The organism is Lachnoanaerobaculum orale (genome assembly GCF_003862485.1).
GTDB classification, from domain to species: domain Bacteria; phylum Bacillota; class Clostridia; order Lachnospirales; family Lachnospiraceae; genus Lachnoanaerobaculum; species Lachnoanaerobaculum orale.
Window position 1 is genome coordinate 322,726 of sequence record NZ_RRCM01000001.1, and the last position, 19,660, is coordinate 342,385.

The window sequence follows — 19,660 nt, forward strand, 5'->3', positions numbered from 1 at the left end:
GGTTGTATGAAAAAGACGTTAAATTTTTTTAAAGAGAATATGGGAATAATAATTGCATTGCTGGTGCTTGCAATATTTCTTACAGTGTTTCCTGCAACAAGCAGTTCATTTCCTACAACAAAAAATGTTTTTAATGTATTAAGGCAGATATCTACAAATATGCTTCTTGCCTGTGGAATGACAATGGTAATAATACTTGGAGGTATTGACCTTTCTGTAGGTTCCGTAATAGCGCTTTCAGGAGTACTTGCGGCAGGTTGCGTATCAAGATATGGAATGAGTATACACCTGGCGATGATTATAGGAATACTTATAGGACTTATAATAGGTGCATTCAACGGTTTTGTTATTTCAAGAACCACTATACCTCCGTTTATAGTGACATTGGCTACTATGAATATTGCGAGAGGTCTTGCAGGAGTATATACAGGAGGATCCCCTGTACGAGTTGTTTCAAAACAGTGGCAGTGGATCGGTGCGGGATATATTGGAATTATACCGGTACCTGTTTTAATAATGATAGTGGTATTTATTTTATCCGTACTTATTATGAACAGAACAAAGATAGGAAGATATATATATGCGGTTGGCGGAAATACATTGGCAGCAAGATTTTCAGGAATAAGCGTATCAAAGGTAAAGTTTTTAGTTTATACATATTCAGGACTTATGGCCGGACTTGCCGGAGTGATTTTGGCTTCTCGTATGTATTCAGGGCAGCCTACAGCAGGTGACGGTGCCGAAATGGATGCGATAGCGGCAGTTGTAGTAGGCGGTACTTCTATGTCGGGAGGATATGGAAAACTTGGCGGAACATTGGTAGGTGCATTGATTATAGGAATACTCAGCAACGGACTTAATCTTATGAATGTAAATTCTTTCTGGCAGACAGTTGTAAAGGGTATTGTAATATTACTTGCAGTATTTATCGACTATATTAGAAATTTAAAAAAGAGTAAATAATGAAAAAAATCGACAAAAACAGGCTAAGGGCATTTTATATGCTCTTAGCATATGTTTTTTTATTGTGTTTATTGATATTTTTTGTGAAGTTTAGAAGTAGGAATAAGAAAATTATATTTGGATCAACATATATGACAATGAATAATCCGTATTTTAACGTACTTAACGAAAATTTAAGGGATACTATTGAAGCAAATGGTGATATACTTATAACAAGGGATCCGGCACAGAGCCAGAGCAGACAAAATGCACAAATTATAGATATGCTTAATGAAGGTATTGATATTTTATTTGTAAATGCAGTGGATAGGAGTGGAATAGAAAGTGCATTATATGAATGCAAAAAAAGGGGGGTTCCGGTTATTTTGTTGGATACGGATGTGGATGACAGAGTAGGGGTAATAAGTACTATTCAGTCTGATAATTACCAAGCAGGTGTATTGTTGGCGAATGATTTGTTGAAAAAAAAGCCGGAGGGAGCAAAAATTCTTATTGTAGCAAACCTTATTGCTTCATCTATGGTTCAAAGGAGACAGGGATTTATAGACACTATAAAAAACAGACCGGAGTATGAGATTGTAGACGAGATAGACGGGGTTAGTGAAATAGAAACTGTAAATGAGGCTATGAATAAGTACTTGAGGTCAAACAGTAAGGAAATAGATGTAATTTTCGGAATGAATGATCCTACAGCAATAGGTGCATTGGCGGCATTAAAAGAAAAAAGAGGGACAAATCTTTTGATTTACGGGGTGGACGGTTCACCGGATGCCAAAAAGCTTATAAAGCAGGGGTTATTTACCGCTACCGTAGCACAGCATCCTATATCTATGGGTAAGGCGGCGGCAAGAACGGCATATGATTACTTGAATAAAAAAGATATAGAGAGTGATATTTATATAGGTGTTGACCTTATAAATGCAGGAAATATAACTAAATTTGATATATCAAAGTGGCAATAATATGAAAAGTATAGGAAACTTAAAAATAAACAAAATACTTGAGCTTATGCTTATTATATCCGTTACAACGATGATTTTGATTTCAGGATTTGTATGGATAATCACGGCAAGAATAATAGATATGCATGAAGCAAAGTTGTTTATATCAAGATCTGTGAGCATACCCGGTAATACAATGCATATATTTATATTTACAGTTATTTCGTCTATATGTTTTATATTGACTTTTAGTGTAAGGAGCAGCAACAGATTAAATGATACATACATAATATTTGTAACATTTATTATCGAGTTTATTTTAGAGTTGATATGCATTATATTGTTGAATTTTAATTACAACGGAATATTGCTTTGGACGTTTGCAAATGCCCTGATTTATTTGAAGAAAAATAAATATATATCAATAGTTATAGTAGCTGCAACCGTAAGTTATTTGTTTACAACACATGATTTAGTCAAGCTGTTTATAAATATATATGATATTTCAGCATATATAAGGGTTTGCAGTACAAGTTTGCAGACAGTTATATTTTTTATATACAATACACTTAATTTGATGACGGTAGTAAGTTTTATACTTTGTTGCATCAGTATAATAGTGAACAAAGAAGAAATTATAGAGAAAAATATTGAGCTTAATAAACAACTTGAAATAGCAAACTTTGATTTGCAAAAAGCCAATATAGAGTTGGAGAGATCCTTAATGGACAATGCAAGACTTGCAGAGATTAGAGAGAGAAATCGTATAGCCAGAGAGATACATGATACTTTGGGACACACACTTACAGGACTTGCCGCCGGAATAGATGCCTGTATAGCACTTGCAGGAGATGAGAAGACTCCGCTTAGAAATCAGTTGGATCTGTTATCTAAGGTAAGCAGAAACGGTATAAAAGATATCAGGATGAGCGTCAGTTCACTGAGACCGGATGCACCTGACAGGCTGAATCTGGAAAGTGCGATAAAAGAACTTGTTGAGAATACAAAGAGGGTGGCAGGCGTAAATATAATATTTAATAGTGAAGATATAAATTTAAAGTTTGATGAAGATGAGGAGATGGCTATATATAGAATTGTACAGGAGAGTTTGACAAATTCTATAAGGCATGGAAATGCTAAAAATATAGAAGTCGTTGTAAAGAAAAACTTCGGGAGTATCGGACTCATGATTCATGATGACGGAATAGGTTGTGAAAAGATTGAGTCAGGGTTTGGCCTTAGACATATAAGAGAAAGAGTAAATATGTTAAAAGGACAGGTAAATTTTAGAAGTGAGAACGGCTTTATTGTGGAGGCGATGATACCGATAAGATGGGGAGAGGAATATGGTTAAAGTTTTAATTGCAGATGATCAGGAACTGATAAGAGAAAGCTTAAAGATAATCCTTGACAGTAAACCTGATATAGAAGTGACTGATGCGGTGTCTGACGGGCTTGAGGTAATAAGAAGTATCAGAGAAAAAAGACCGGATATAATACTTCTTGATATCAGAATGCCAAGACTTGACGGCGTGTCATGTACAAAGATTATTAAGGAAGGTTACCCTGATATAAAGATAATCATACTTACTACGTTTGATGATGATGAATATGTATTCAATGCACTGAAGTACGGTGCAAGCGGTTATCTGCTTAAAGGAATAAGTATGGACAGTCTGGTTGAGGCGATAAATACGGTATATCAGGGACAAGCAATGATAAATCCTGATATTGCTTCAAAGGTTTTAAAGTTTTTCTCAAAATTGGCTGTAAATAATGAAACTATACATGTACCTGTAGAAAACATAAAAATGATTACAAAAAATGAATGGACTATAATAAAGGAGGTTTCAAAAGGTAAAAGTAATAAGGAAATTGCCAAGGACTTAAGTTTCTCGGAGGGAACTGTAAGAAATTATTTATCGAATATATTGGATAAATTGGAACTTAGAGACAGAACTCAGTTAGCTATTTGGGCAATCAGCAGAGGTGAGCTGTGAAAGCAAAAAAAGTTGGTATATTTATATATACAGGTATAGCCTTTTTGATTATTGTTTTAGGTACAGTTTTTTATAAATTCAGACCTAAAGAAACAGTGATAGAGTTTGCCATGTTTAACGGCAGTAACTGGGGAGTTGCGGTAAAGGAAAGTTATTCCGTCATTGACAGTGCAATAGAAAAGTTTGAAAAAGAGCATAAGGGTATAAAGATAAAGTATGAGAGCGGTATTCCGAAAGAAGATTACAGTGAGTGGATGGCAAAAAGAGTTCTAAAGGATGAGATGCCGGATGTATTTATGGTACTTGATGACGATTTTGAAAATTATATAAATCTGGGGCTCATAGAAAAACTTGACGGATATGTGGACGGTGATAAAAGTTTTGATATAAATAAGTACTATAGTGAGATTGCAAATTCGGGAGTCTTTGAGAGACACAGGTATGCCCTGCCATATGAAGCGATGCCGACATTGATGTTTGTGAACAGAACATTGCTGGAAAATTTGCATTTGAATATACCTGAGAATAACTACACTTTTGAGGACTTTTATAAAGTATGCAGGATGGTAACTCTTGACAGAGATTTGGACGGTAATCCTGATTATTTCGGAATATACAGATATGATTGGATAAATGCCGCATTATCAAACGGTGTTACATTGTTTACAGAAGACGGAAAGAATTCATATTTTAATCAAGAAAGCTTAGCGGATGCAATCAGATTTGTAAAAAGCTTGGAGGATTTGAACGGCAATCAAAATGTAACAAAGGAGGAGTTTGACAGCGGAAAAGTAGCATTCAGTCAGATGTCACTTGCAGAATACAGAACGTATAAATCTTATCCGTATAAAATAAAAAAGTATACCGGTTTTGCATGGGACTGTATACCGATGTCGGCAGGAAAGACAGGGAATAATGTCAGTATGGTTGACAGCTTGAATGTTGCAATAAGTGCCAAATCGAAAAAGAAAAAGTTGGCATGGGAGTTTTTGAAAACTTTAAGCTATGATACACAGATACAGCAGAAATTGTATAATGATATGCCGGTAGCATCTGTGCTTAAGGAAGTTATGGAAAGTAGAGAATCTGAGAATATATTTAAAGAAAATGAAGATATTATCGATTCTAAGCTTATTTGCCAAATATTGGAAAACGGTAGTGCTAAGCCGAGATTTAGCGGGTATGAAGACGCTATAGCATTGGCGGACTCCAAGATTTCAAATTTAAATCAGGGAGATGATATAGAAAATGCACTTAGAATATTGCAAAGACAAATGAGCAAATATTTGTTACAAGAAAGGGGAAAGGAATGAAAAGATCACAAATTAACAGCATCATAAGAGAGATGGAGGAGCTTATAAGGGAGAACGGCTTTAATCTGCCGCCGTTTTGCAACTGGACTCCAAAGGATTGGGAAAACAAGGGGCATGAATATGATGAAATAAGAGATAATATGCTCGGATGGGATATCACGGATTTCGGACTCGGAGATTTTGATAAGATAGGTTTCGGGCTTATTACACTCAGAAACGGGAACAGAAACAACGAGAAGTATAAAAAAGTCTATGCGGAAAAGCTTTTATTCTTAAGAGACGATATGATGGCACCTATGCATTTCCATTGGTTTAAATCGGAGGATATTATAAACAGAGGTGGCGGTACACTTCTTATAAAAGTATATAATGATGACGGCAAGGGCGGACTTGCCGACTCGGATGTGCTTATAAACTCAGACGGAAGATCATACTATGTAAAAGCGGGAAGCCTTGTAAAACTTTTGCCGGGAGAGAGTATCACCATATGGCCACATCAATACCATGAGTTCCATGTGGAGCCTGGAAGCGGAAGTGTGCTTATAGGTGAAGTTTCCCAATGTAATGATGACAATATAGACAACAGATTCTATGAAGATATAGGCAGATTCCCTGATATAGAAGAGGACGAAGAGCCGTACAGACTGCTTTGTAATGAGTATCCGGTAGCGAAGGATTGAGAAAAATATTGACTATTTAATGAATAAGTAGTATCATAAAAAATACCAAAAACGTTTTTGTAGTTTGAAATTTTGGAGAATATTTTGGCGTGGCATCTATAAAAGAAGTAGCCGTGGCTGCAGGTGTTTCCGTGAGCACAGTGTCGCGAGCCCTAAACGGTTATACTGATGTAAGAGAAGATACAAGAAAGAAGATAATGGATATTGCGCAGGAACTTGGTTACAGGCCAAGTCAAAGTGCAAGAAATCTTTCATCAAAAAGAAAAGAGAATGTCGCTATACTTATTTCCGGTTTGGGAAGTAACAGCCCTGTGGATGAGTTTACGGGTAATGTTTTGAAAGGTCTGAATTCATATATACAAGGTAAGAATATGATCATAGCTATGTATGGTATTTCTTCTAAGATGCAGGCAAATCAGAAATTATCGGAATTTTGTAGAGAATACAGTCTGTCAGGGGTTATACTTGCAGGATTAAAACTTGGAGATCCCTATATTGAAGAAATAAAACATACAGATATACCATGTGTAGGTATAGATATAAAGCTTGAGGGAAAGATGGGAGCATCCGTACTTACAAATGATATTGAAGCTTTCAGGGAAATTACAAACTATGCTATAGAAAAAGGATTTTCACAGCTTGTACTTGTAAAGGGAAAGAATGAGGCTTCGGTTACACATGAGAGGTATGCAGGTTTTAGAGAGGCACTTAAGGATAAGGGTATTTCACAAAAAGAGGTGGATGTTCTGGAGTGTAGATTTGATGAAAATCTGGCTTATAAAAAGGTGAAATCATATATAGAAAAGCATAAGAAAAATAAAGGAAGAACTTTTGTATGTATGAGTGATCTTATGGCTGTTGCGGCTGCAAAGGCTATAGAGGATCTGGGTTACAATGTAAGTAAGGACTTTATTGTTACAGGGTTTGACGGTATACAGCTTTTAAATTATATTAGGCCGAGGATAGCTACAATAAATCAAAATATAGTAAAAAAAGGCTATGAGGGTATGCGTTTACTTATGAAGATAATAAAGGGAGAAGATATACCAAGAACAATATATGTAAAGCATAAACTTATAGAAGGTGAGTAAAATTTAACTTAAGGAGGGTTTTATAATGAAACTGAAAAAACTTTTAAAGTCGGGAATAGCACTTGGACTTTGTTTGGGACTTTCAGCATGTTCTGGAGGAGGAGCTTCATCAAACACATCAGGTGAATCTTCAAAGGCGGTAGAGTCCGGAGATTCAAAGGAGGCTAAGGACGGCGCTTCCGGAAAGGAGATTGAGCTTAAGATTCCTACATATTTGGCAGGAGAAAATGTAGGTGCTACATTCTTCCTACCGCAGGTGGAGAGATTTAATGAAAAATATGCAGGCAAATATAAGGTAGTTGTCGAAGAAGTTGTTCAAGATTCATATGCGGAGAAAATCAAGCAGCTTGCGGGACAAAATAAGCTTCCTACATTGGTACATTCACCCGGTTCAGGCGGTATAGATACACAGTGGTTTAAGCAGGTTATTCTTGACAATGATATGGCATATGATTTGACAGATTTCGCAAAAGAATATCCTGATGTTTCATCTTCATGGATAGAAGGTTCAAAAGAGTTTTGTACAGTTGACGGAAAGATTATTTGTAATCCGCTTATAGTGTTAAGACCTATAGGATTATATTACAATGAGTCTCTTTATAAGCCTGAGAAAGACATAAGAGATATGAGTATGGATGAGTTTATTTCAGGTCTTGGTGACAATAAGTTGGCATTTATGACATCTGAAAATGCATGGACTTCATCACTTATGCTTGCCGCTCTTATTGCAAATGAGGAAGGTGGAGTTGAGCTTTTAAATAATAATACAAGTGAAAAGCTTTGGGATTATAATACTCCTGTAATGGTAAATGCTGTAGGAAAGTTACAAAAACTTTTACAAAACAATGCATCAAGCAATACTGTAGGTGCAGCTTATGCAGATGCGGCAAATGCATTTATGAGCAATAATGCGGCTTTAATATGTAACGGCTCATGGATGGCATCAGAGTTTAATGAGGATGCAAAGGATAAGTGGAGCAACGGCTTTGACGGAAAAGATGTAAAGACAACCATATATCCGGGAAATGTTGCACTTGCAAACCCTAAGGCATATGGGGATTTCTGGATATCAAATGCTGCAAGTGATGAGCAAAAAGAAGCTGCAAAGGCATTCCTTGCATTTAGAGGATCAAAAGAAGAGATTGAAGCTTACATTTTGGCAGAGGGTGGAAACGCTCCAAATATTAAACACAGTGATGATTTCCTAAATAAACTTAAAGAAAATAATATATTATATCAACTTGATCAGAGTATGAATGCGGATACAAAATTCGTAGCTACTCTTGGAGATATATTACCGGCTTCTGTAGCTGATACAGAGTTTGGAAAACTTCTTCCTAAGTTAATTGACAACTCTTTGACACCGGAACAATTCTGTGCAGAGCTGACAAAGAAGGCACAAGAGGCTAAGCAATAAATATTTGTATGCTCCCTATATAGGGAGCATATTTTAGAATAAGGAGGACTTTGATGAGTTCAAAGAGGAAAATGGCTGCAAGCAAACTTGAACGTAAAAACTATAAATGGATATATTTATTTTTACTTCCCTCTTTTATTGTATTTGTAACCTTTTATATACAACCTATATTTACAGTTTTCTACACATCATTTACAAAGTGGGACGGATTTAATAAACCGAAATTTATCGGTTTAACAAACTATATAAATATGTTCGGTAATACAGCATTCAGATATTCTTTGAAAAACCTGTTGCTATGGTCGATTATAGCGGCTGTGCTTCATGTGGGTTTTGGAGTATTAGTGGCCTTTGCTATATTTAAAAAGCCCTACGGGTGGAAATTTACCAGAGCGGTTTTTATGATACCGAATGTAATAAGTGCCGCCGCATGGGCAATGATTTACAGATTTATGTTTCATGATGACATGGGAATGATAAATAATCTGATAAGAAAGATCAATCCGGATTTTCATGTTCAATGGTTTTATCAGTCACCTTTTGCTTTTATTGCAGTAACTTTAACATGGCTCTTTTATGCTGTAATCGTAACATTGATAGTATTAAATGATTTGTTTGCAATACCCGGCGATCTGTTTGAAGCTGCTCGTGTTGACGGTGCTTCCGACTTTCAGCTTATAAAATATATACAGCTTCCTCTTTGCAGAAATGCGATAGGAACATCCATTATAGCCTCGATTACAGCAAGAGTGGCAATGTATGAGCAGATAGCTCTGACAACAGCAGGCGGGCCGGGAGATGATACCATGAATTTACCGGTGATACTGGTAAAATCCATAATGGATCTGAAATACGGATATGCAAATGCAAATGGTGTGATAATGTTTATTCTCGGACTTTTCATATTGTGGCTTATAAATAAATTGTTCAAAATGAATGAAAGTGTATATTAAGGAGGGCTTTTATGAATTTAAAAAATAGCGGAAAAATTTTATCAAAAGTATTCACTTATATTTTGCTTTTATTTACTGTGATAATTTCTATTTTTCCAATTATATGGGTAGTTATGTCGGCATTTAAAGATAATGCCATGATTTTATCCGATCCTTTTTCATTACCGAAGCAGATAAGCTTTGAACCTTTTGTATATATATTTTCAAAATATGATTTTGCAAGATATTTTATAAACTCATTTTTAATATCCGTAAGTTCTACATTAATAGCACTTATAATTTTTGCAATGGGAAGTTACGTACTTGCAAAGTATGAGTTTCCGGGAAAAAATCTGGTTTTCATATTATATACAGTCACATTGCTCGTGCCCGCACAGTCAAAGGCACAACCAATCTTTTCTCTTATCATGAAGCTTGGACTTTATGACAATATTTGGGGAGTGGCGCTGGTATATATCTCCATGGGACTTGCAATATCAACTTTTATATTAAAACCTGCATTTATGGCTGTTCCGAAGTCTTTGGATGAAGCAGCTGTAATAGAAGGTGCAAACTTTTTTACAGTATTTTGGAAGATCAATTTACCGCTTGCAAAGGGAGGACTTGCTACAGCAGGGATTTTAATGTTTTTAGGAAACTGGAATGAATACTTCTATGCTTCCATACTGACATCATCAGACAGTACAAGGACTTTGCCTCTTGCATTACAGTTTTTTACGGAAGCATTCTCATATAACTATCCGAGGCTTTTTGCGGCATTGACAGTAGTTATACTGCCCGGAATAATACTGTATATTTTGGCACAAGAGCAGGTACAGGCTTCTGTAGCAAGCTCGGGAATAAAGGGTTAGAGAGGATTATTATGCAGCAGTTGGAATATAAAGGCACAGTAATCAAAGAATGTTTTTTTGAGAGAAAAAACATAAATAAGTTTGAGGCAATATTTACACAGGGAAACGGATATCTTGGAATCAGAAATGCACTCGAAGAGCATTATGTAGGTGAAATAAGAGATACTTTTATAACCGGAACATTTAATAAGGCATCAGATGAGGAGGTAACTGAGCTTCCTAACATTGCGGATGTAAGTGCAGTTAAGATTGTTGTAGACGGTGAAGAGTTTAGCCTTACAGAGGGAAAGATTTCTTCCTATGAGAGAAGTCTTGACCTAACTACAGGCGAGAGTACAAGAATTATTGAATGGGAAAGTCCAAAGGGAATAAAACTTAATCTTGTATTCAGACGTTTTGTATCTCTTGATAATGAGCATATCTTTGTACAAAAAGTGGAACTACTCTGTGACAAAGATGCAAATATTATTATAGAGAGCGGAATAGACGGTTCCGTAACAAATAGCGGGGCTATGCATTTTGAGGATATACAAAGACGAGTGTATGATGGCAAGTATATGGAATATATTGCAAAAACAACTCAGTCACATGTAAAGGTGATTCAAGGTGCTGTTTGCAGTCTGAATAAAGAAGCTTCTGTAATACCTGTTATGGGAAGAAGAACTCTTGCAAACAGATACAGCCTTAAAGTTAATGCAAATGAAAAGCTTGAATTTGAAAAAAAATCAATATTTTTTTCAGAAAGAGATAAAGAATTTACACATTTAGAGGAAGAGAACAGACTTGAAGAAATAAAAAAAGAGTCGGCAAAGTTGATACGTGAACTTGAGGAATTAAGTTATGATGAACTTTTCAAAAGAAGCAAATCAAAGTGGAAAGAGTACTTTGATAAAAGTAAAATAGATATCGGAACAGATGACAATTATATAAAGACCTCAATTAATTTTGCACTCTACCATTTAAGGATCATGGTAAAAGCGGATGATAACAGAGTTGGAATAGGTGCAAAAGCTCTGAGCGGTGAGGGATATAAGGGACATTCTTTCTGGGATACCGAGCTTTTCATACTTCCTTATTTTACATATACACATCCTGAAATTGCAAGGACACTTCTGGAATACAGATATCATAATCTTTACGGCGCAAGAATAAAAGCCAAAGAAAACGGCTATGAAGGGGCAATGTATCCATGGGAATGCGCATGGGTGGATGATGGAGAGGTAACGCCTCTTTATATGGGTGCCGATATAGTAACAGGTGAAATAACAAAGGTTTGGACCGGACTTATAGAGCATCATATAACAGCCGATATAGTGTATGCGATAGATAATTATTACAGAGTTACAAATGATAATGATTATATGGAAAGGTACGGATATGAGATAATATTTGAAGCCGCGCTTTTTTGGGCAAGCAGACTTGAATATATTGCAGACAAAGACAGATATGAGATAAGAAATGTTATAGGACCGGATGAGTATAAGGAGCATGTAGATAATAATGCATATACAAATTATATGGCTGCATATACTATGAGACTGGCACTTGAAAAGTATGAATATCTAAAAACTGAGAACGAGAAACTTTTTGATATTTTAAATTCCAAACTTGATTTAAAATATATAAAGGGTTGCATAGAAAAGAAATTGCCGAAACTTTACTTACCTCTACCAAATGAAGAAGGTATAATTCCACAGTCGGACACATTCTTAGGATTAAAAAAACTTGATATAAGTAAGTATAAAAACTCTGATGAAGTACTTGGAATCTACAATGACTATAATACAAAACAGCTAAATGAGTACATGGTTTCAAAACAGTCTGATACTGTTATGCTTTTGTATTTGTTCAGAGATTTATTTGACACGGAAACAAGAAAAAAGAATTTTATTTTCTATGAGGATAAGACCCTACATGATTCTTCACTGAGTAAGTCAACTCATGCTATTTTGGCAAATGAGTTTGACTTTGAGGAAATGTCATATAAGCTGTTTAAAGGAGCTATAAGTGTAGACATGGGGACAAATATGAAGTCATCTGATGAAGGTATACACAGTGCCTCAATAGGAGGGATATGGGCTGTATATGTATTTGGATTCGGCGGTGTAATGATTGATAAAAAAGGTTTAAGCATCAGTCCATGTCTGCCCAAAGGATGGGATTTTTTAGAGTTTCCACTGGTTTATAAAGGAACAAGTTTAAGAGTCAGAGTGGAAAAGAATAATGATGTGAGTATACAAAAAATTGACGGAAACAGTGTGGAGATTTATGTAAAAGGAGAGAAACTCCTTATTAAGTAAAGGGGTGGTTACAGTAATGGAAAGAAAATATAAAGGCATAATATTCGACCTTGACGGAGTAATATGTCATACAGACAAGTATCACTATATGGCTTGGAAAAACATTGCAGACGGTTTGGGTATATATTTTGATGAAGAAATAAATAACAGACTCAGGGGAGTAAGCCGTATGGAGAGTCTGGAAATAATACTTGAAAGGTCTGATAAAAAGTACAGCGACAAGGAAAAAGAAGAGTTTGCAAATAAAAAAAATGAGCTGTATAAAGAACTTTTAAATGAGATGAGTGAGAAAGACCTTGATAAAAAAGTTAAAGACACTTTAGATATTTTAAAACAAAGGGGATATAAGACGGCAATAGCTTCATCAAGTAAAAATGCAAAGCTTATACTTTCAAAGTTAAATCTTATTGATTTTTTTGATATTATAATAGACGGAAATGATATAAAATATTCAAAGCCTGACAAAGAAGTGTTTGAAAAAGCGGGGATAGGTCTGAAACTTTTACCAAACGAATGTCTGGTTGTTGAAGATGCAGCTTCGGGAGTAGAGGGGGCAATAAGAGCCGGAATGCAAGTTGCAGGAATAGGGGATGCAAAAAAGCTCGGTGATGTGAGTTACAGTTTGGAAAGCTTTGAAGATTTGCAAAAGTATTGTATATAGAAAGAGAGAAAAATGGTAAATACAAAGGCGGCAAAGGATTCAATAATTAAAGGAAATAATTATCGCATAAGTATTCTTACAGACAGACTTATAAGATTTGAATACAGTAAAAAAAATATATTTGTAGATGAAGAGACGGCGGCTGTTACAAACAGAAAGTTTCCGAAAGTAAAGTTTGATATTTTAGACAGTGAAGACAAACTGGTTATAGTTACAGATTATCTAAGAGTAATATATGATAAAAAAGAATTCTCAGGCGAAGGCTTAAGGATCAATGTGAGCGGTAACTACGGAACAACTTCAAGTGTATGGCATTATGGAGATAAGAATGAGAGTTTAAAAGGAACAACAAGAACACTTGATGCCATAGACGGAGAAACAGAGCTTGGAGAGGGAATTGTTTCAAGGCAGATGTGGTCTGTGGTGGATGACAGCAATTCAATGCTTATAACGAAGGACGGATTTAAGCTGAGGGAGGATGAGGAAGCAATAGATCTGTATTTCTTCGGATATGGACTTGATTTTTTGACAGCATTGAAGGATTTCTATACTCTTAGCGGAGAATTACCTCTACTTCCAAGATTCACTCTTGGTAACTGGTGGAGCAGATATTATAAATACACTCAAAAGTCATATCTGGAGTTGATGGACAGATTTGACAGTGAAGATATTCCATTCAGTGTGGCGGTTATAGATATGGACTGGCATATTACGGATGTGGAGGGTAGATTCGGTACAGGATGGACAGGTTATACATGGAATAGGGAACTTTTCCCAAGTCCAAAAGATTTTCTAAGTGAACTGCATACAAGAGGATATAAGGTCTTACTGAATGTACATCCGGCAGACGGTATAAGGGCATATGAAGATTGCTATAAGGATATGGGAGAATTTATGGGTGTAGATATTAAAAAGGAAGAACCTGTACTTTTTGATATTGTCGACGATAAATTCAGAGAAGGATATTTTAAACATGTTCATCATCCGCTTGAAAAACAGGGAGTCGATTACTGGTGGATAGACTGGCAACAGGGGGAAAATTCAGGACATAAGGGACTTGATCCTCTATGGCTTTTAAACTACTTTCACTATAAGGATTCAGAGAGAGAAGGCCGTGGAAGAGGTCTTATACTTTCAAGATATGCAGGAGTGGGAAGCCATAAATATCCTATAGGTTTTTCGGGAGATACCATTATCACATGGGAAAGTCTTGATTTTCAGCCGTATTTTACAGCTACAGCATCAAATATCGGATATGCATGGTGGAGTCATGATATAGGCGGACATATGAACGGTATAAGAGATGATGAGATGTTTGTCAGATGGGTACAACTTGGAGTATTCTCACCGATAATGAGATTGCACAGTACCTGCAATGAATTTTCCGGAAAAGAGCCTTGGAAGTACAATCAGATTGCCGAAAGAATAGTTAAAAGATATTTGAGACTTCGTCACAGACTGATACCATATCTTTATACCATGAATAAAAGGGCAAATGTGGATAAGCTTCCTTTAATACTGCCGCTTTATTACTATGAGCCTGCAAATGATAAGGTTTATAATTATAAAAATGAGTATTATTTCGGAGAGGATCTGATAGTATGTCCTGTGACAAGAAAAATTGATACAGAGAGCGGATTGGCAAAGACCAGGATATGGCTTCCGGAGGGTGAATGGTTTGATATCTTTACCGGAGTAAGGTATAGAGGAAATCGTGAACTTGAAATCTACAGAAATCTGGAAGATATCGCCGTATTTGCAAGAGAGGGAAGTATTTTACCTCTTGATGCAAATGTAAGTACAAATGAGATATCAAGTCCTGCAGAAATGGATCTGTTTATTTTTGCCGGTAAGGACGGAGAGTTCACTCTTGCCGAAGATGAAAAGGAATTTAATACTTATGTCGAGTCTGACTGGGCATATACAGGATATGAGATTCTGGAAGGCAATGCAAAGAGAATATTTAGAATAAACCCTGTTTCGGGAAATAAAAATGCTGCAAGGGAGAAGAGAAGATTTAATCTCTATTTCTACGGTGCAGGAAAAGAAAGTGAATTTGATATTTTACTCGATAAAAAGAAAATAGAACCTGTAAGTATTGAATATGATGAAACAAAAAATGTTTTAATTATAAGATTGCCTGAAATTTCCACAAAATCCACACTGGAGATTGAAGTTAAAGCCTTTGACTACAGCTTGCATAAGAGCATACAAAACAAAGTATTTGACATTCTAAATAAGGCACAGATAGAATATGATTTAAAGACAGCTGTAATGGAGGTGGTACGAAAGTATAACTCTCAAAATGCGTGTGAATTAATTGGTGAAATTTACTGTGTATGTGAAAACGAGTTTGTTAGAGGAGCTATAATAGAGCTTTTATCTGCAAAATAGAGAATGCAATAAAGAAGAAAGTGAAAAGTATTACAGACTGCTTTATAATGAGTATCATGAAGTGGGAAAATAAATTTTTAATTGTATAGATAATAACATAGAAAAATGTTAGAATATAATATATATTATTGAGAGAGTATTGGTCACATGGAGAAATAATGAGATATACTGAAAGCTACTATAATCTAAGCCATGGGACAGATATTGCATCTGCAGAAGATATTAAAACCAATGGCTTCACTTTAAGAGGAGATAAGACAAGTTGGTGTGGAGAAGGTGTATATTTCTATGATATAAAGGCGAAAGCCTGGTGGGCAGCTAAAAGAAAATGCAATGAGTTAAAGCAAAAGGGCAAAGGTAGTATTAAGGCAACAGTTATTTTAGCTGATATAGAAGATATATACAAGGATGAAACATTTGACTTAAGGGTAAAAAAAGACGTGGACGATTTTGAAAGCTTTGTCAATTCAACGTTATCAGATGATTATAAAATTATTATTGAAGGAGTTGATGATGAAGTAGAGAGGAAAATTTTATTGAGGTCTATGTTGATTTCGTTTTATGCTGAAGAAAAACATTACAGGTTGATAATAGGTAATTTTAAACAACGTCCACAACCATTATATGAGCACACAATTGAGTTTGCAGATTCATTAGACATGGTTTTTGGAGTAGAGACAATATATTGTGTCAAAGATACCGGTATAATCAGCAATATTCGAATAGGAGGTAAGCAGGGTGAATAGTTTGATGGACAAGTTTATAATGTATGCGAAAGAGCAGTTTGGATATGATATTTCACTGACAGAAGCTGATACTCCGGATACATTTGAGTCATTATTTGGAGTAAGCTTCATCGCAGAAGAAGAAAATACAGCAGTATCCTATGATGAAAAATTTATATATAAGAATGATTCAGCTATAGTAGCGAATATGGATACAGTATATTTAGATGATGGCTGTATACAACAGGATATTGGCTTAGCTGCTTAGTGAGGTGAGAATGGATATTAAGGACATTAGATCAAGCCTACAAATGAAGAACTTTTATTTTAGCAAATTTTCATTTGTGAGGGATAAGGTTATTAAAAATGGTGAACTTAATGCAGATATAAAGAAGGGTATCATTCCTATCGGTAACCATGAATACAATGTAATATTGACAACTAAAATTGAGAAGGATGATATGAACATAGAATTGGTAGCGGAAGCACAATTTTTATATGAGTCGGAGGATCATTCAAGAGAAGAGTCAATAATAAATACAAATACGGTTGCGATAATGTTTCCATTTATTAGAAGTCAAGTTACCCTATTGACATCGCAGCCCGGTATGGCTCCGATTATACTTCCGCCGATTAACACGCAGAAGTTAAAGTGATATATAGTATATCTAAAAAACAGTATTAAAAAAATAGTTTGGCTTTATTTTAAGCCGGACTATTTTTAGTTTATTAAAGGAGGAGATTTTATGTTAGTATTTCATTATCCGAAATGTTCAACTTGTGTGAAGGCAAGAAAGTGGTTAAGGGATAAAAATGTGGAGTTTACGGAAAAGAATATTGTGGAGGAGACTCCAAGTGTGGAAGAGTTAAAGAAGGTTTTGGAGTATTCAGGCCTTCCTATAAAGAAGCTTTTTAATACAAGCGGTATGCTCTATAGAGAGCTGAATATCAAAGAAAAAATGGATACTATGAGTGATGACGAAAAGCTTAAATTGCTTGCAGAAAACGGAATGCTTATAAAAAGACCTATAGTTTTGGGAGATGATTTTGCTTTGGTAGGTTTTAAGGAGAGCGAGTGGCAGAAAAAATGGCAGTAAAGGCATCAGATAGAGTAAAGTTTTATAAGAATAAAAACGGTGCAACTGTAGGCAGCTGTGACAGAAAGGTATTTGAAGTTGAAGGACTGTATTTTAAGGATATAGACGGCTCGGGAGAGTTTAAAGACTTTGATGATTGGAGAAATTCACCGCTTCAAAGAGCGCAAAGTTATGTAAAGGTACTAAGCACTGATGAGAAGATAGGTCTGCTTTTTGCAAGTGACTGGAGAATGGGACTTGATCAGGAGGATAAGAGTAAGCTTGATGAATCGGGAGTATTGGATGAAGGAGAGCTTGTAAATGCCAAAACAATCTTCGGTATACAAAATCTTCCAAGTACATCTGTTGCAATTAAGGAATGGTTTGCAAGACATCTTATATTCAGAAAAAATCCAAGTCCTAATGACCTTGTAGACTGGGTAAATCAGTTAAATGCAAAGGCTGAGGAATGTGAGCATTTTGTTCCGGTTGAAATAATTTCAAATTCAAGAAATGAAAACGGTGAAACAATATTCGGAATGAATGATGCTACAGGTGTGTTTGCAACCTGGCCGGGAACTCTTGGTATAGCGGCTATTGCAAGAGGAGAAGGTCTTGGCGTTATCGAAGAATTCGGAAATACCATAAGAAAAGAATGGGATGCGACAGGTATCAAAAAAGGCTATATGTATATGGCCGATGTACTTACAGATCCAAGATGGCAAAGATCCTACGGCACATTCGGTGAGGATCCGAAGCTTATCAAAGATATATTTGAAAAGCTTGTACCTTTAGTACAGGGTAGTGATAAAGGAGTGACTGCAGACGGAGTGGCTATGACCGTAAAGCATTTCCCGGGCGGAGGTGCCAGAGAGAACGGTTTTGATCCGCATTATAAGGCAGGGCAATGGAATGTATACGCTACAGAAAACAGCTTAAGAGAGTATCATCTTCCGGCATTTGAAAGTGCCATAGCAAAGAATGTTTCATCTATAATGCCATACTATGCAAAGCCTGCAAACGATAAGAGTGCAAGCCAAAAGGATCTAAATGGTAATGATATAGAGATGAAGCCTCTGGGATTTGCCTACAATGATTACTTTATAAAGAAACTTTTGAAAGAGCAGCTTGGATTTAGAGGTTATATAAATTCAGATACAGGTATTGTCCACAATATGTGTTGGGGAGTTGAGGCCCTTGATACAGCTGAAAGAATTGCCTTTGCCATAAATAACGGAGAGGTGGATCTTATAAGCGGCTTGTTTGATTTAAAAGAAACGAAAGAAGCTATTGAAAGAGCAAGTAATGACTATTATGAGAGCCATGATATACCGGCAGGCTTTAAAAAGGCGGATATTACACTGAGTGAAGCGGCGCTTGATAAGGCGATAACAAGGACATTAACAGAAATGTTTGCACTTGGAATATTTGACAATCCTTACAGAGATCCTAAGGCGGCCAAAGATATAATAAATGATAAGAAAGATAGAGAAGTCGCAGAGCTTGCTCATAGAAAGAGTGTGGTTTTATTAAAGAATGACGGAACTATTCCTTTAAAGAAAGGCGTGAAGGTCTATATTGAATGCTTTAATAAAAATGCAGAGCAGGCAAAGGAAAGAACTGAAAAACTTAGAAAGCGCTTTTGTGACAGGCTTAATATAGTAGAAGAGTTTGAGGATGCCGATATTGCAATATTGCTTGTAAATCCGACTTCCGGAGAGTATTTCAGTGCTACAAAGGGATACTTGGAGCTTGGCATATGTGAAGGTAAAACTGTTTGTAATGTAAGTGAAGACGGACTGCCTTTGGAGGAAACACATGAGGAAACCACTGTTGCAAATGCAAAGAGAATAAAGGCTATATCGGATACAATCCACAAGAACGGAGGCAAGGTGGTAGGAAATATAAATATTTCACTGCCATGGCTTTTAGGTAAGTTTGAGCCTTATGCGGATGCACTATGTGCAGGATTTGATACTTATGATGAGGCTGTTTTGGATGTTATATCAGGTGAGTTTTCGCCGGTTGCCAAGCTTCCGCTTACATTACCAAGGGGAGATGAAGTTATTGCCGTAAATAAAGACGGAGTATGCGTAAGTCCTAATGATGTACCGGGATATGATAAGGATAAATATATGCCTGAAAGTATGAAGGATGAAAACGGAAAGGCATATGCATACAGAGACAGTGCAGGAAATTATTACGAACTAGGCTTCGGATTGAGGTTATAAAAAATAAAGCATAGAAAGTTTTGAAAGTACTTTCAAAATTATTTTATTTATTGAAAAACTATTC

18 protein-coding genes are annotated in these 19,660 nt (G+C 35.9%); all 18 read left to right on the forward strand.

Going from position 1 to position 19,660, the window contains the following annotated elements; translation table 11 throughout:
• Window positions 1-6: 6 nt before the first annotated feature.
• The 18 genes from EHW90_RS01640 (at window position 7) to EHW90_RS01725 (ending at window position 19,596) form a co-directional block, all read left to right on the forward strand.
• Window positions 7-963 carry an ABC transporter permease gene (locus EHW90_RS01640; protein ID WP_124950733.1) on the forward strand — a complete coding sequence of 319 codons (957 nt, stop codon included), beginning with the start codon at window positions 7-9 and terminating at the stop codon, window positions 961-963.
• Window positions 964-1,094: 131 nt separating this feature from the next.
• Window positions 1,095-1,925 (forward strand): sugar ABC transporter substrate-binding protein, encoded by an 831-nt coding sequence (locus tag EHW90_RS01645; protein ID WP_243113882.1) that lies wholly within the window; start codon window positions 1,095-1,097, stop codon window positions 1,923-1,925.
• 1 nt (window position 1,926) lies between these two features.
• Window positions 1,927-3,258 carry a sensor histidine kinase gene (locus EHW90_RS01650; protein WP_124950737.1) on the forward strand — a complete coding sequence of 444 codons (1,332 nt, stop codon included), beginning with the start codon at window positions 1,927-1,929 and terminating at the stop codon, window positions 3,256-3,258.
• Window positions 3,251-3,904, forward strand: a complete 654-nt coding sequence (locus EHW90_RS01655) for a response regulator transcription factor (protein WP_124950739.1) — start codon at window positions 3,251-3,253, stop codon at window positions 3,902-3,904. Before EHW90_RS01650 ends, EHW90_RS01655 begins: the two co-directional genes overlap by 8 nt.
• Window positions 3,901-5,217 (forward strand): ABC transporter substrate-binding protein, encoded by a 1,317-nt coding sequence (locus EHW90_RS01660; RefSeq protein WP_124950741.1) that lies wholly within the window; start codon window positions 3,901-3,903, stop codon window positions 5,215-5,217. The genes EHW90_RS01655 and EHW90_RS01660 overlap by 4 nt, the downstream gene beginning before the upstream one ends.
• On the forward strand, window positions 5,214-5,897 hold the full coding sequence (locus EHW90_RS01665; protein WP_124950743.1) for a D-lyxose/D-mannose family sugar isomerase: 684 nt from the start codon (window positions 5,214-5,216) through the stop codon (window positions 5,895-5,897). Before EHW90_RS01660 ends, EHW90_RS01665 begins: the two co-directional genes overlap by 4 nt.
• A gap of 89 nt (window positions 5,898-5,986) precedes the next feature.
• Window positions 5,987-6,988 carry a LacI family DNA-binding transcriptional regulator gene (locus EHW90_RS01670; protein WP_124950745.1) on the forward strand — a complete coding sequence of 334 codons (1,002 nt, stop codon included), beginning with the start codon at window positions 5,987-5,989 and terminating at the stop codon, window positions 6,986-6,988.
• Window positions 6,989-7,013: 25 nt separating this feature from the next.
• Entirely contained in the window at window positions 7,014-8,405 is a 1,392-nt protein-coding gene (locus EHW90_RS01675) for an ABC transporter substrate-binding protein (protein ID WP_124950747.1), read from the forward strand.
• Between the two features lie 53 nt (window positions 8,406-8,458).
• Entirely contained in the window at window positions 8,459-9,358 is a 900-nt protein-coding gene (locus EHW90_RS01680) for a carbohydrate ABC transporter permease (RefSeq protein WP_124950749.1), read from the forward strand.
• Between the two features lie 11 nt (window positions 9,359-9,369).
• Entirely contained in the window at window positions 9,370-10,209 is an 840-nt protein-coding gene (locus tag EHW90_RS01685) for a carbohydrate ABC transporter permease (RefSeq protein WP_124950751.1), read from the forward strand.
• A gap of 11 nt (window positions 10,210-10,220) precedes the next feature.
• Window positions 10,221-12,509, forward strand: a complete 2,289-nt coding sequence (locus EHW90_RS01690) for a glycoside hydrolase family 65 protein (protein ID WP_124950753.1) — start codon at window positions 10,221-10,223, stop codon at window positions 12,507-12,509.
• A gap of 16 nt (window positions 12,510-12,525) precedes the next feature.
• Entirely contained in the window at window positions 12,526-13,170 is a 645-nt protein-coding gene (gene pgmB / locus EHW90_RS01695) for a beta-phosphoglucomutase (protein ID WP_124950755.1), read from the forward strand.
• A 12-nt stretch (window positions 13,171-13,182) separates the two neighbouring features.
• A complete protein-coding gene (locus tag EHW90_RS01700; protein WP_124950757.1) occupies window positions 13,183-15,564 on the forward strand; it encodes a glycoside hydrolase family 31 protein in 2,382 nt (793 codons plus the stop codon).
• Between the two features lie 158 nt (window positions 15,565-15,722).
• Window positions 15,723-16,310, forward strand: coding sequence for a hypothetical protein (locus EHW90_RS01705; protein ID WP_009663219.1), 588 nt, complete (start codon window positions 15,723-15,725; stop codon window positions 16,308-16,310).
• Window positions 16,303-16,557 (forward strand): hypothetical protein, encoded by a 255-nt coding sequence (locus tag EHW90_RS01710; protein WP_242822875.1) that lies wholly within the window; start codon window positions 16,303-16,305, stop codon window positions 16,555-16,557. Before EHW90_RS01705 ends, EHW90_RS01710 begins: the two co-directional genes overlap by 8 nt.
• Window positions 16,558-16,600: 43 nt before the next feature.
• Window positions 16,601-16,945 (forward strand): protein-export chaperone SecB, encoded by a 345-nt coding sequence (locus tag EHW90_RS01715; protein ID WP_243113883.1) that lies wholly within the window; start codon window positions 16,601-16,603, stop codon window positions 16,943-16,945.
• Window positions 16,946-17,035: 90 nt separating this feature from the next.
• The gene (locus tag EHW90_RS01720) at window positions 17,036-17,386 is read left to right on the forward strand and encodes an arsenate reductase family protein (protein ID WP_124950759.1); all 351 of its coding nucleotides are present in this window, start codon (window positions 17,036-17,038) and stop codon (window positions 17,384-17,386) included.
• Window positions 17,377-19,596 carry a glycoside hydrolase family 3 protein gene (locus EHW90_RS01725; protein ID WP_124952612.1) on the forward strand — a complete coding sequence of 740 codons (2,220 nt, stop codon included), beginning with the start codon at window positions 17,377-17,379 and terminating at the stop codon, window positions 19,594-19,596. Before EHW90_RS01720 ends, EHW90_RS01725 begins: the two co-directional genes overlap by 10 nt.
• Window positions 19,597-19,660: the final 64 nt, after the last annotated feature.